General features: G+C 59.6%; 11 protein-coding genes. 8 read left to right on the plus strand and 3 right to left on the minus strand.

Annotation, left to right across the window (positions count from 1 at the left end):
* Positions 1–9 precede the first annotated feature (9 nt).
* The 3 genes from napA to ABIE49_RS32010 are packed head-to-tail and all read left to right on the plus strand — an operon-like array spanning position 10 to position 3,625.
* Complete coding sequence (gene napA / locus ABIE49_RS32000) at positions 10–2,523, plus strand: nitrate reductase catalytic subunit NapA (RefSeq protein WP_192734990.1); 2,514 nt, start codon at positions 10–12, stop codon at positions 2,521–2,523.
* The gene (locus tag ABIE49_RS32005) at positions 2,520–2,990 is read left to right on the plus strand and encodes a nitrate reductase cytochrome c-type subunit (protein WP_192734989.1); all 471 of its coding nucleotides are present in this window, start codon (positions 2,520–2,522) and stop codon (positions 2,988–2,990) included. Before napA ends, ABIE49_RS32005 begins: the two co-directional genes overlap by 4 nt.
* Positions 2,987–3,625 carry a NapC/NirT family cytochrome c gene (locus ABIE49_RS32010; protein WP_192734988.1) on the plus strand — a complete coding sequence of 213 codons (639 nt, stop codon included), beginning with the start codon at positions 2,987–2,989 and terminating at the stop codon, positions 3,623–3,625. Before ABIE49_RS32005 ends, ABIE49_RS32010 begins: the two co-directional genes overlap by 4 nt.
* A 41-nt stretch (positions 3,626–3,666) precedes the next feature.
* Here ABIE49_RS32010 and ABIE49_RS32015 read toward each other — a convergent pair whose 3' ends face one another.
* Positions 3,667–3,858: a hypothetical protein gene (locus tag ABIE49_RS32015; protein ID WP_192734987.1), complete on the minus strand. Its 192-nt coding sequence runs from the start codon at positions 3,856–3,858 to the stop codon at positions 3,667–3,669.
* Positions 3,859–4,761: 903 nt separating this feature from the next.
* Here ABIE49_RS32015 and ABIE49_RS32020 point away from each other — a divergent pair.
* The gene (locus ABIE49_RS32020) at positions 4,762–5,037 is read left to right on the plus strand and encodes a hypothetical protein (RefSeq protein WP_354067678.1); all 276 of its coding nucleotides are present in this window, start codon (positions 4,762–4,764) and stop codon (positions 5,035–5,037) included.
* 534 nt (positions 5,038–5,571) lie between these two features.
* Entirely contained in the window at positions 5,572–5,835 is a 264-nt protein-coding gene (locus tag ABIE49_RS32025) for a hypothetical protein (protein WP_192735232.1), read from the plus strand.
* A gap of 96 nt (positions 5,836–5,931) precedes the next feature.
* Here the strand turns inward: ABIE49_RS32025 and ABIE49_RS32030 are convergent, their stop codons facing one another.
* Both ABIE49_RS32030 and ABIE49_RS32035 read right to left on the minus strand, forming a co-directional pair.
* Entirely contained in the window at positions 5,932–6,363 is a 432-nt protein-coding gene (locus ABIE49_RS32030; protein WP_192734986.1) for a hypothetical protein, read from the minus strand.
* A 175-nt stretch (positions 6,364–6,538) separates the two neighbouring features.
* On the minus strand, positions 6,539–7,759 hold the full coding sequence (locus ABIE49_RS32035; RefSeq protein WP_192734985.1) for an ABC transporter substrate-binding protein: 1,221 nt from the start codon (positions 7,757–7,759) through the stop codon (positions 6,539–6,541).
* A 188-nt stretch (positions 7,760–7,947) separates the two neighbouring features.
* Here ABIE49_RS32035 and ABIE49_RS32040 point away from each other — a divergent pair, with 188 nt between their 5' ends.
* The 3 genes from ABIE49_RS32040 to ABIE49_RS32050 all read left to right on the plus strand — a co-directional run bounded on the left by ABIE49_RS32040 (position 7,948) and on the right by ABIE49_RS32050 (position 12,403).
* The gene (locus ABIE49_RS32040) at positions 7,948–9,054 is read left to right on the plus strand and encodes an AraC family transcriptional regulator (protein WP_354067103.1); all 1,107 of its coding nucleotides are present in this window, start codon (positions 7,948–7,950) and stop codon (positions 9,052–9,054) included.
* Positions 9,055–9,410: 356 nt separating this feature from the next.
* Positions 9,411–10,424 carry a PAS domain-containing protein gene (locus ABIE49_RS32045; protein WP_192734983.1) on the plus strand — a complete coding sequence of 338 codons (1,014 nt, stop codon included), beginning with the start codon at positions 9,411–9,413 and terminating at the stop codon, positions 10,422–10,424.
* 314 nt (positions 10,425–10,738) lie between these two features.
* Positions 10,739–12,403, plus strand: a complete 1,665-nt coding sequence (locus ABIE49_RS32050; RefSeq protein ID WP_192734982.1) for a methyl-accepting chemotaxis protein — start codon at positions 10,739–10,741, stop codon at positions 12,401–12,403.
* Positions 12,404–12,410: the final 7 nt, after the last annotated feature.

Here is a 12,410-nt window from a genome sequence, read left to right on the forward strand (position 1 = left end):
AGGATCGTCATGACCGAAACCAAGCTGGACCGCCGTCAGGTTCTCAAGCTCGAGGCAGCCGCGATGGCCGCTCTCGCCGGCGGGATGCCTGCCGCCGCTGCCGCCGCCAACCTCGTCACCGAACGTGGCGTAAGCGAATTGAAGTGGGAAAAGGCAGCGTGCCGGTTCTGCGGCACCGGATGCAGCGTCATGGTGGCGACCAAGGATAACCGCGTGGTCGCAACCCACGGCGACATCAAATCGGAGGTCAATCGCGGGCTGAACTGTGTGAAGGGCTACTTCCTTTCAAAGATCATGTACGGCCATGACCGCCTGACCAGACCGATGCTGCGTAAGACCAACGGAAAATTCGACAAGAACGGCGAGTTCGAGCCGGTGTCCTGGGATGAAGCCTTCGACATCATGGCGGAGAAGTATAAGGACGCCCTGAAAAAGCGCGGGCCGAGTGGTGTCGGCATGTTCGGCTCCGGGCAATGGACGATCTGGGAAGGCTACGCCGCGGCCAAGCTGTTCAAGGCTGGTTTGCGCAGCAACAACATCGACCCCAATGCAAGGCACTGCATGGCGTCGGCGGTGGCTGGCATGATGCGTACCTTTGGCATCGACGAGCCGATGGGCTGCTACGACGACATTGAGGCTGCGGACGCTTTCGTGCTGTGGGGCTCCAACATGGCCGAGATGCATCCGATCCTGTGGACGCGCATAGCAGACCGTCGGCTGAGCGCGCCGCATGTTCGCGTCGCCGTGTTGTCGGCGTTCGAACACCGCTCGTTCGATCTCGCCGATATCGGCATGGTGTTCAAACCACAGACTGACCTTTATCTGCTCAATGCCGTTGCCAACCACATCATCAAGACCGGCCGGGTGAACAAGGACTTCGTTGCGAAACATACGGTTTTCAAACGCGGCCAGACCGACATCGGCTACGGCCTTCGCCCCGAACATCCGTTGCAGAAAAAAGCAACTGGCGCGGCCAAGGCCAATGACGCGACCGACATGACCTTCGAGGAATACGCCAAGTTCGTCTCCGACTACACGCTGGAGAAAGCGGCCGAGATGTCGGGCGTGCCGGTCAACCGGATTGAGGCGCTGGCTGAACTCTATGCCGATCCGAAGATCAAGGTCACGAGCTTCTGGACCATGGGCTTCAATCAGCACACCCGCGGCGTTTGGTGCAACAATCTCGTCTACAACATCCATTTGCTGACGGGGAAAATCTCCGAGCCCGGCAACAGCCCGTTCTCGCTCACCGGCCAACCCTCGGCGTGCGGGACCGCCCGTGAAGTCGGCACATTCTCGCATCGCCTGCCGGCCGATATGGTCGTGAACAACAAGGCGCATCGCGACATCGCCGAACGGATCTGGAAGCTGCCGGAGGGCACCATTCCGGACAAGCCAGGCTATCACGCGGTGCTGCAAAGCCGGATGCTCAAGGACGGGCTGCTCAACGCCTATTGGGTTCAGGTCAACAACAATTTGCAGGCCGGACCTAACGTCAACGAGGAAACCTATCCCGGCTTCCGCAATCCCGAAAACTTCATCGTGGTCAGCGACGCCTATCCGTCGGTGACGGCGCTTGCCGCCGACCTGATCCTGCCGACCGCGATGTGGGTCGAAAAGGAAGGGGCCTATGGCAACGCCGAGCGGCGCACACAGTTCTGGCACCAGATGGTCGCCGCGCCGGGTGAGTCGCGATCGGACCTCTGGCAATTAATGGAGTTTTCGAAACGTTTCAAAATCGAGGAAGTTTGGCCAGAGGAGCTCATTGCCAAGAAGCCCGAATACCGCGGCAAGACGCTGTTCGACGTGCTCTATGCCAACGGAGAGATCGACAAATTCCCGGTGTCCGATATCGAGGACGGTTATTTGAACGACGAGTCGAAGGCGTTCGGTTTCTACGTCCAGAAGGGCATGTTCGAGGAATATGCCGGCTTTGGCCGCGGTCACGGGCACGATTTGGCGTCGTTCGACACGTATCATCAGGTACGCGGCCTGCGCTGGCCGGTGGTCAACGGCCAGGAGACCAAATGGCGCTTCCGCGAGGGTACCGATTCCTATGTGAAGAACGGCAAGGGTGTGGAGTTCTACGGTTTCCCGGACGGCAAGGCGCGCATCTTCGCACTACCCTATGAACCGCCGCCGGAACTGCCTGATAGCGAATACCCCTTCTGGCTCTCCACCGGCCGCGTGCTGGAGCACTGGCATTCGGGCACCATGACGCGCCGCGTCCCCGAACTCTACAAGGCGTTCCCGGAAGCCGTGTGCTTCATGCACCCGGACGACGCAGCCGAACTGAAGCTGCGGCGCGGCGACGAGGTGAAAGTGCAATCCCGCCGCGGCTATATCCGGACGCGCCTCGAAACGCGCGGCCGCGACAAGCCGCCGCGCGGGCTGGTGTTTGTGCCGTGGTTTGACGAAGCGCAGATGATCAACAAGGTGACGCTGGACGCTACCGATCCGATCTCGCTGCAGACCGATTTCAAGAAATGCGCGGTGCGTATCGAGCGGGTACAAAGCACATGATCGGAAAACACTGGCTTGTGGCACTGGCCATTCTCTCCGCCAGCGCCTCGACTTCGCTGGTCGCGCAAACCGTCAGTTCCGGGCTGCGCGGCTCGACGCCGCTCAATGAAGAGGGGCCGGCGGCGCCGATGACGCCGTTGCGTAACACCACCGAGAAGGAGGTGCGAAACTATCCCGAGCAGCCGCCGGTGATCCCCCACACCACCGACGGCTATCAGATCGATATGAACGGAAATAAGTGCCTTTCCTGTCACGCGCGCGCGCGGACCGGAGAGTCGCAAGCCCCGATGGTCAGCATCACCCACTTCATGGATCGGGACGGCCAGTTTCTTGCCTCGGTGTCGCCGCGGCGCTTCTTCTGCACCGAGTGCCACGTTCCGCAGAATGTGGTGAAGCCGCCAGTCGACAATGATTTCGTCGATATCGACACCCTGCTCAGCCGCGCCGCACCCGGGGGGCGGCGATGAGCGCTGCTGACCAAGGCGTGTCGCGACGATCCTGGCTCGCCCGGTTTTGGGCCTTTGTCGTCGAACTATGGGAGGTCCTGCGACGGCCGAGTTCGGTGTTCGGCCTTGGCGTGCTGGTGTTCGCCGGCTTCGTCGCCGGCGTGGTGTTTTGGGGCGGCTTCAATACCGCGCTGGAATTGACCAACACCGAGAAATTCTGCACCAGCTGCCATGAGATGCGCGACAACGTGTTTGCGGAACTGAAGACCACGATCCATTTCTCCAACCGCTCCGGCGTGCGCGCGACCTGCCCGGATTGCCACGTGCCGCACGACTGGACCGACAAGATCGCGCGCAAGATGCAGGCGTCCAAGGAGGTCTGGGGTCATCTGTTCGGCAGGATCAATACGCGAGAGAAGTTCGTCGATCACCGGCTCGAACTGGCCCTGCACGAATGGGCGCGCCTGAAGGCCAATGATTCGCTGGAATGCCGCAACTGCCACAGCGCCGAGTCCATGGACATCACCCGGCAATCGCCACGCGCGGCCACCGCGCATCAGCGCTTTCTGTTCACGAACGAGAAAACCTGCATCGACTGCCACAAGGGTATCGCCCACCATCTACCCGACATGCGCGGCGTTCCAGGCTGGCAATAGCCAAATCGCCCGGCTTATTGAATGGATGCAAACTGAGCTGCCTACTTTCGTGGTCTGCCGCGCTTTGGCAACAGCGGACGTTGGAGATCGGCGGCCTTGCGCAGAATGCCGGCTTTCTTCAATGCCTCTGTTCGATCTGGTCCGGGCGGGAGGTTGCGGGCTTCCTCCAGTGCCGCAATTGCCTCAGCATCGAGATTGCTCAGATCGACGGGCTCCTTGACCAGGCGCGGCATTATTGGCCCGAAGCTCTTACTTTGGCGGGTTGAGGTCGCCGTTGAGCCAGCCCCTGCTGCCAGCGGATGTCAGCGGGTCCTCGGCTTCCACTTTGTGAACATGCTCGCAGTTGGGGCATTGAAAGGTCCGCAGATCGGAGTGATTGGGGAGGGGCCTGATCCCTGTCAGCACCATGCGACCGGCATGGCACCTCGAACAGCGCGGGCGCTCGATGGCAAGAAGCAATGGTGCCGGACGCGCATGAGAGTCGGGCATGTGATGCACCGGGGGCGCTAGCGCATGAAAAGCACGGCGAATGTCAGTGCGATCGGCACCAACCCCAGCCCGATGACGCCAATCTGGAATGCGCGATCGTCTCTCATAAGACCTGTCAGAATATGCCCGGATCAGCGGGCCGCCCAGTGCAGTTTGTGCCACGGCCCAGATTATTGGGACCGTCAGGAGAGGCGGCCGACGAGGCCCTATCGCGTGAACACCCAAACCGCGAGCGGGATGGCCAATACGCTCGAAATGAGAAGCGCCAGCGCCACCATTTTAGTCCATTCCCAAACAGTCAATGCGCGAATTTCCCGTCGGCCCCACGCCGCAGCAGCGCATCATCGGCGTCAGGAGAGGCTCTGACCACTCCTGCAAGGTCAGGTCAGCCCCGCACAAATCTGGTCAGGGATTCTACGGTGAAGAAGTGCGCACGCGTCGGATCAATCAAGATTTGAGGCCGCCACTTGAGGCATTCGTCTGCGCCGCGCACCAGCCGGTTTGATGATCGTGCTCTGGACTATGCAGTTTGTGCCACGTTGCTGCAGCTTCACTGTTCCCCGCTTTGATTGATCCAGATCAAGCCGGGGACCTGCTGCATCCAGAGACTGACCCCCACCGGATTCAAGCCGCCAATGGAGGTCGCCATGAAATCCTTGCACACGAAGCGGATGCTGCTGGTCGTCGCCGTCCTGGGTTTTGGAACGTTTGGCTCGATCGACTTTTCGTCAGGCGACGGCCCGACGTTATCCATCCAAAGCGCCGAAGCCAGGATTGGACGCCCGGCTACCCCCGCCAGCGTTGCAGGTGTTGCACGCCGAACAACGCGCCGGGCGGTCGTCGGCGGAGCGGCTGTAGGCGCCGCAGCTGCAGGCACCGCTTGCATCCGCGTTCTTGTCAATGGCCGATACGTGTGCCGCTGACGCAGTTCTTGCCGGTCACTTCGCTGGCAAGAAGCGTGGATGGCGTCTACCGCGAAAGCAACCTCGTTCGAGCGCGGCTTGCGCGAGGATTGCCTGACGACGTGCGCCGTCTGGGCATGAACAGATACGATGACGCTTTCGGAAGCGGCGGGATTTCATGCGAGCGCGCCGCCCGTCTTTATGCCGAGACCGCGCGGCTGACTACCAGGCGCAAATCCAACACGTTTCTCGTGATTGCTTCAATCTGCCTGGCTTCAGTGCCACCAGCGACAATATTGATGTCGTTTTGAACCTGGCTTTCCATCAAGCGGTGAGATGCTGACCGGCCGAGCGGATCGATGCCGTGGTGTCCGTGGGCGCCTGCAGGCCAAGTTAGCCCTGCTGCCGTTGATCTAGATCAAGCAGCCACCATGAGTGCGCCGCAAGTTCGGCACGTTCGCCTCAATCGCCATGCGAGGCGAAGCGCATCTAGTAGGGAGGAAGCACGATGTTTCGGTTTGCACTCGCTGCAATCGTTCTTGTCGCGGCATATCGATGTGGATCCTGATGTACGTCTTCTCCTACTCGGTCAGTCCGGCCGCGACCAACGACAGGGCGGAATGGAGGTTGCTCCCAAACGTGGTGTTTCAGGAATTCTCGAACGAAGAGCGATGCCGGGCGGCCAAGTCGACACTTGAGGGCAGCCTGATGGAGGCGGGTGCCAAGCTGAAAAGTGGTTTGGAAGACCTGAAGAGCATCGGCAAGGGCGACCCCGCGCAGATCATCATCGCCTTCAATGTGGAATGCCTTCCCAAATAAGGTCCGCGAACATCACCGCGTTATCACGGGAGAGGGCGCTGCTGCGCAGCGCCGGCCTCCTCGTCAAGGGAGGTGCAAACAAGCGGCGCGACCGTTTCACCAGCCGTAATAGCGTGCGGCGGCGTAGCCGCCATAGGGCGGGCAATAGCCGGCGCCATAGCCGTAGCCGCCGCCATAGCCGTAATACGGGACGGCAGCGTAGCTATAGTAGGAAGAAGGATAGCCGCCGTAATATCCGCCGTAGCCGCCATAATAGCCGCGGCTGGCGATCGCGCCGCCGACGAGGGCGCCGGCGGCGACGCCGTAGCCGAGGCCGCGATAGCCCCAGCCGCGATAACCAAGGCCGCCGCGATAGCCCCATCCGCCGCCGCGCCAGCCGCCGCCCCAGCGCACTTCGGTCGTGTTTTGGTCGACCATCGATTTCATCGCCGCCACGTTGGTCGGCATTGGCCCGGCCTGCGCGCTCGCAGCAAGCAGGGCAGTGGTGGCAGCGAGAACGGCGATACGCAGTGAACTCAGCACGGTCATGATCGTCTCCTCCTGTGCGGAAGCGCCGGGCGCGTGCCGGTCACCGTCCATTCCAGGGGCGACGCGACGCGGCGTGCTTGATCTAGATCAAGCCGCGGGTTCGGCCGCGAACCCGCGCGTGCCGCTCAGTCGGCACCCATGCTGCCTGTCCCCGATTGTGTGTTGCCGGACGCCGCTATTTTTGGGATCTGGAGAAAGCGGTTTCAAGCACGTCGCCGATCGGTTGCCAGCTGCGGCCGTCGAATTGAACCAGTCGCAGGTGCTTGATCGGCCGAAAGTCCCAACGTCCGGTGTTGATCTTGATTCCAGGCAGCAAAATCGAACTCTGGTAGTTTTCGAGGGCCGCTGCCTGCTTCATGACGTTGTCGCGAGACAGGTCATTGCCACATTGTTTGAGCACCTGGGCCAGTGTCTCGGCGGCCGCGTATCCGAACACGGCGGCGTTGTCGTCTTTGCCTCCGGCCCGATTGTACTTTTCGACGAAAGTCGGCCAATCCTTGGCGGTTTGCTCGTCCTTCCAGGCCGGATCACTGGCATCCTTCAGGAAGGTCGCCGTAATCACGCCCAAGGCATTTTCCGGGCCGGCAGGCTTTAGCGCCGTCGCGATCGATGACGACATGTGGTTCAGGATGAACACAGGGTGCCAGTTCAGATCCGCCGCGCTTCGGATGACTTTCGTCAGGTTTGCGGGCGCGCCCGCAAATACAAAAATCTCGGCGCCTGATCGCTTCAGGACCGATACGTGCTTGCCCAGATTATCGTCTGCGGCATCGTGCGCGATGTCGAGCCTGATCATCCGGGCGATGTCACCGAGACCGTCCTGCAGTCCCCTGAACAGTTCACGGCCGAAATGATCGTTCTGCCAAAGTGCAACGATCCGTTTTCCGGGGTAGAACGCCTGGATGTAGTTGGCGTAGATGCGCCCCTCTTCCCGGATCGAGGGCTGCCAGCTCATTGTCCAGCGGAACAGCGATGGATCGCTCAGATGATCGTCTCCGGAGGCGACAAAGAGTTGAGGAATTTGCCGCTCGTTCAAGTATGTGCGGACGGCAAAATTGCCGGGAGTACCGAACGAACCGAACATCAGGAGGACGTCCTCCTTCTCGATCAGGCCGCGCGTAAGTTCCAGCGCGGTAGACGGATCGGACTTGTCGTCATGGGAGATGAAGCGCACCTTGCGGCCGTTGATCCCGCCACGCTCGTTGATCATCTCAAAATACGCCGCTTCGGCCTTTCCGATCGCTCCGAATGCTTCCAAACTCCCGCTATAGGGCATAACATTGCCGATACGAATTTCGGTGTCGGTCACGCCCGGTTCGCGCACGCGCTCGGTGATCGCGCCCAGCGACGTAAGCGCCACGACGATCGCGATCAGCGTTCGAGCAAAGGTTTGCATCGGATGAGCTCGGTGACCAAGGGGATCAGTCTGATTTGGAACCATTGGAGGCATTCGGCTTGATTTACTTGATTTAGATCAAGGTCGGTCGCCCGCGACGACCCGGTTCTTGTCAGAGGCAAGCCTTCTATCGGAAAAATGTTGGGTCCTGAGAACGCAAGTTCGGAAGGGAAATGAGGTCCAACCTCATGAGTTCAAATGGATCTGCTGGATTTCGTTCGATCCCGAGTGCCACCGGACGAATCGCTCGCCTTGCATGCGCGCGACTGCGCCAGCAAGACAAGGACGTAAAAACCGTTCTGTCGAAGTCGGGGTTGAGACCTGAGGAGATTACCGATCCAACGGTTCGTCTCGAGGTGCATTCCCAGATCAAGCTCCTGGAACTGGCCGCCGAAGAACTTCGGGATGACCTTCTCGGGTTTCATTTGGCAAGCAGCTTCGACCTGCGCGAGATTGGTCTGGTTTACTATGTGATGGCATCCTCAGAACATCTTGCGGATGCGTTTCGCAACGCTGAACGCTATAGCAGGATCAACACTGACGGAGCGCGCCTGGGCTTCAAATTGGACGGAACGGCGAACATCGCGATCGACTACGTAAACGTAGACCGAGGCTCCGATCGGCATCAGATCGAGTTTTGGCTGGTTGCGCTGATGCGCATATGCCGACAGCTTACCGGCAGTCGAATAGCCGCGCGTCGATTGAAGGTGAGACATGCCAGGGCCGGCTCGCCGGCGGCGTTCAATGCCTTCTTTGGAACCGAAGTGGAATTTGACGCCGATACGGATGAGATAATGCTTCCGGCGCTGGCGGCTTCGATGCCGATTGTCGGACACGATCCTCATCTGAACAATCTGCTGCGGCAGTATGCGGAGGAGGCGCTTGCTCACCGACCGGGATTGCGCGGAAGTAATCATTCACGGGTGGAGGGAATAATACCGCAACTGCTTCCGCACGGGCGAGTCGAACTTTCGGAAGTCGCCCGTCAGCTTGGCATGAGTTCGCGTACGTTATCGAGGAAGCTTCGAGACGAGGGTGTAACCTTCGCCGAAATACTCGACAGGCTGAGATCAGCTCTTGCCCAACGCTATCTCAGTGATCGCGAACTGCCTGTCACTCAAATAGCGTGGCTGTTGGGCTATCAGGAAGTCAGCTCCTTCACGCACGCATTCAAGCGCTGGACAGGAACCACGCCAAGAGAGTTCCGGCTGTCCAATTGCGTTCCGGCGAGAGGCGCGCCGATAGCGTTGGAAGCCCGTGAAAAGGCCGACGGCGAGCGACAGGGCGACAACTAAGGTCGGGCTGCTCCGACCGCTCATTCAAAGCCACGGGCATCGTTGAAAAGGCATCTTCGCAAAGTTTTCGGCGCGGAATCCCAAATTCTTGGCGCGCGATAACAAGATTTGCATGGCAGCGCTCCGGTATATCCGCACAGGCGCCGCACCGGGCTGGAATAGCCGGAAGCTTCATGTCACGCGACGATGCATTGTTTTGGCTTTCGATTGTTTGGTTCTTTGGCCTATGCAGTGCCGCTGCATGGGTGCTTCTTGCGTCTTGACCGCGAAATCGTCTCGTGGGCGACTGCCGAAATCAGTAGCCTCGCGATCAGGCCTTCCGGGTCGCCGAATCTTTCGAAGCCCAGATCAATGAGATGACCGGTATCGCGCAGCACCAGACAATTCCCCACGACGTCCTCGGATTCCTCGAACGGCAGCTCAAGGTCGGCGTCTGCTGGGTGAATCTCGCAGAGAAGCGAATGGCCTGGTCGGAAGGGATATTCGACCTGTTCGGCTTCGAGCGTAGCGTACGGCCTTCGCGCGAGGCATTGCTGGACAGGATGCATCCCAGGGATCGGCAAGATCGAGAGAGGGTCAATGTCGCCCTGCAGAACCGGATCTCATTTGACGACACCTTTCGCATCATCCTCGAGGACCGCCGGGTTCGCTGGGTGCGCGCGTATGGCGAGTTCCTCGTCGATGACCAGGGACGAGCCAGCGCATTACTCGTATTGATGGCGGATGCAACCGCCGACCAAAACAGAAACCATTTGCTATGCGCCGGAGCAAGATACCTGCAAGCAATTGCGAAGTTGTCGAAGGCCACTGTAACCGTCGCGGCTCCCGACGGCAAAGTGACCAACGTGCTGTATCAGCAGCCCTTTGGCAGAAGTGTCAGCGTCCTGGGTACGCGTTGGATCGATTGGGTCGATCCCGATGACCGCGGCGGCATGCTGAAGATTTGGCGGGACGCGGTAAGCCGTGGAGAGGAATTCAGGACGGAGGTCAGGGTTCGCTTTCCCGATGGGGCGCTGAGTTGGCGCCAAATTCATGTCGCGCCGATCCGATCGGCCGAGGGGGCGATAGCGGAATGGCTTGCCCTCAGCTTCGATATCGACAACGACAGGACGGGCCAGGCGTTGCTGAACCCCGCCAGGCCTGCGACGGGAACACAATTGCGAGTGGCACGCACCATGCTGCGCATGTCGGTGCAACGGCTCAGCGAGCTGACGGGAGTGTCGATCGCGGTCATACGCCGCCTGGAGGAGTTGGACGGCGTATCGAGAGACGGTTCGGCCGAAAGCGGGCGTCTTCGTGCCGAGCTGGAGGACCGAGGAGCGGTCTTCATCTTTCCGAATAGCCTGAAGCCGACTGTCACGTTCCGATAGAACAGATTCTCCCCGCTTCGATTTCGCCGCGAGGCGTTTCTCAAATAGAAAAATTTGCGGATCAGAGCCGCAGCTTTGTACATCGCGCACAATCTTTGTCGCGGTAAGGGTGCCTTGACCTGCGATGACCGCTAATTCGGTCGCTGTGGTGCAGGATGCGCGCTGAAATCCAGCAAAAACGCTTAATGATTTGAAGATTTGGAATCGGTTTAATTCAACAGAGGACGATTTGCTCCGCTGCCGGATGTCGACCGTCAACGTCCGGGCTCAGGCGGGACACGTTACGCACCGCTTCTTTTGATTGGGGGATACTCATGTTCGGACGCAAAGGCAAGCTCATTGAAAGTGCGCTGGCTCAGGCCGATGCGATCAGCCGATCGCAAGCCGTCATCGAATTCGATCTCGACGGCACGATCGTCGAGGCCAACGAGAACTTTCTTCAAGCCCTCGGATACACGCTCGCCGAGATCAAGGGCAAGCATCACAGCATCTTTGTGCCGACGGGTGAGCGGGATAGCGCATCCTATCGCGAGTTCTGGACGAAGCTCAATCGAGGCCAGTTTCAAGCCGCGCAGTACAAGCGTGTCCGCAAGGACGGAAACGCCATCTGGATTCAGGCGTCCTACAATCCCGTTCTCGACGACAAAGGCAAACCGACCAGGGTAATCAAGTTCGCTACGGATATTACAGCGGAGAGACGCAGAGCGATGGAGGATGCCGGCAAGATCGCCGCGATCGGTCGCGCTCAGGCCATGATAGAGTTCAATCTGGACGGAACGATCATCACCGCAAATGACAACTTTCTGAAAGTCATGGGGTACACACTCGATGAAATCAGGGGCAATCATCACGGCATGTTTGTCGAACCCGGCTTTCGCGCCAGTGCGGCCTATCTGGAGTCGTGGGCGAAGCTCAATCGGGGAGAATTTCTTGCGGGAGAATACAAGCGGTTCGGCAAGGGCGGTAAGGAGGTCTGGATCCTGGCCTCGTATAATCCGATCCTCGACGAGACCGGAGCGCCGTTCAGGGTCGTCAAGTTCGCTTCCGATGTTACGGAACAGAAGTTGCTGGCGGCCGATACGAGGGGGCAAATCGACGCTATCAAGAAATCACAGGCCGTAATCGAATTCCAGATGGACGGCACGGTCATACGCGCCAACCAGAACTTCCTCGATGCGATGGGATATTCGTGCGCTGAAATTGAAGGCCGGCACCACAGCATGTTCGTGACGACGGCCGACCGCGCGTCGGCATCGTATGCTCAGTTCTGGCAGGATTTGAACCGCGGTGAATATCAGGCCGGCGAGTACAAGCGCCTGGCAAGGGGTGGGCGCGATATCTGGATAGAGGCATCCTACAATCCGATCCTCGATTTGAATGGCAAGCCGTTCAAGGTCGTCAAGTATGCGACCGACGTCACGGCGAAGGCCGTCGCCAGGATGAAGGCGGAGGAGGCTCGGGGGTTGATCGAGTCGGTTGCGGCCGGCAGTGAGGAGATGACCGCATCGATACGCGAGATCTCGGAAACGATGGTGAAATCCAAGGACGTCGTGGTTTCCGCCGTCGGCCATGTTGAATCTGCAGACGCTCAGGCCACGCGTCTGAGTGCTGCAGCGGAATCGATGGGCAGCATCATTGAGTTGATTAACGGTATCACCGGCCAGATCAATCTGCTCGCGCTCAACGCAACGATCGAATCGGCGAGGGCTGGCGAGGCTGGCAGGGGATTCGCGGTTGTGGCATCCGAGGTAAAAAGCCTCGCCAACCAGGCCAAACAAGCGACCGACAAAATCCGGACCGAGATCGATGCGCTCAACAGCGTATCCACCGACGTCGTCAGCACTCTGGGTACGATCAAAGCGGCTATTGGACATGTCAATGAATACGTGACGAGTACCGCGGCTGCCGTGAACGAGCAGAGCACGGTGACAGGTGACATGTCGGCCAATATGCAGCGCGCGGCGGCAGCCCTGGCTTGAACGAAAG

Origin of the sequence: Bradyrhizobium sp. OAE829 (assembly GCF_040546575.1) — a bacterium.
In the GTDB taxonomy this organism is placed as follows: Bacteria; Pseudomonadota; Alphaproteobacteria; order Rhizobiales; family Xanthobacteraceae; genus Bradyrhizobium.

Bases quoted from the DNA above. Each gene is read 5' to 3' on its own strand.
- napA (WP_192734990.1), top strand. From the start codon at position 10: ATGACCGAAACCAAGCTGGACCGCCGTCAGGTTCTCAAGCTCGAGGCA.
- ABIE49_RS32005 (WP_192734989.1), top strand. From the start codon at position 2,520: ATGATCGGAAAACACTGGCTTGTGGCACTGGCCATTCTCTCCGCCAGC.
- ABIE49_RS32010 (WP_192734988.1), top strand. From the start codon at position 2,987: ATGAGCGCTGCTGACCAAGGCGTGTCGCGACGATCCTGGCTCGCCCGG.
- ABIE49_RS32015 (WP_192734987.1), bottom strand. From the start codon at position 3,858: ATGCCGCGCCTGGTCAAGGAGCCCGTCGATCTGAGCAATCTCGATGCT.
- ABIE49_RS32020 (WP_354067678.1), top strand. From the start codon at position 4,762: ATGAAATCCTTGCACACGAAGCGGATGCTGCTGGTCGTCGCCGTCCTG.
- ABIE49_RS32025 (WP_192735232.1), top strand. From the start codon at position 5,572: ATGTGGATCCTGATGTACGTCTTCTCCTACTCGGTCAGTCCGGCCGCG.
- ABIE49_RS32030 (WP_192734986.1), bottom strand. From the start codon at position 6,363: ATGACCGTGCTGAGTTCACTGCGTATCGCCGTTCTCGCTGCCACCACT.
- ABIE49_RS32035 (WP_192734985.1), bottom strand. From the start codon at position 7,759: ATGCAAACCTTTGCTCGAACGCTGATCGCGATCGTCGTGGCGCTTACG.
- ABIE49_RS32040 (WP_354067103.1), top strand. From the start codon at position 7,948: ATGAGTTCAAATGGATCTGCTGGATTTCGTTCGATCCCGAGTGCCACC.
- ABIE49_RS32045 (WP_192734983.1), top strand. From the start codon at position 9,411: ATGACCGGTATCGCGCAGCACCAGACAATTCCCCACGACGTCCTCGGA.
- ABIE49_RS32050 (WP_192734982.1), top strand. From the start codon at position 10,739: ATGTTCGGACGCAAAGGCAAGCTCATTGAAAGTGCGCTGGCTCAGGCC.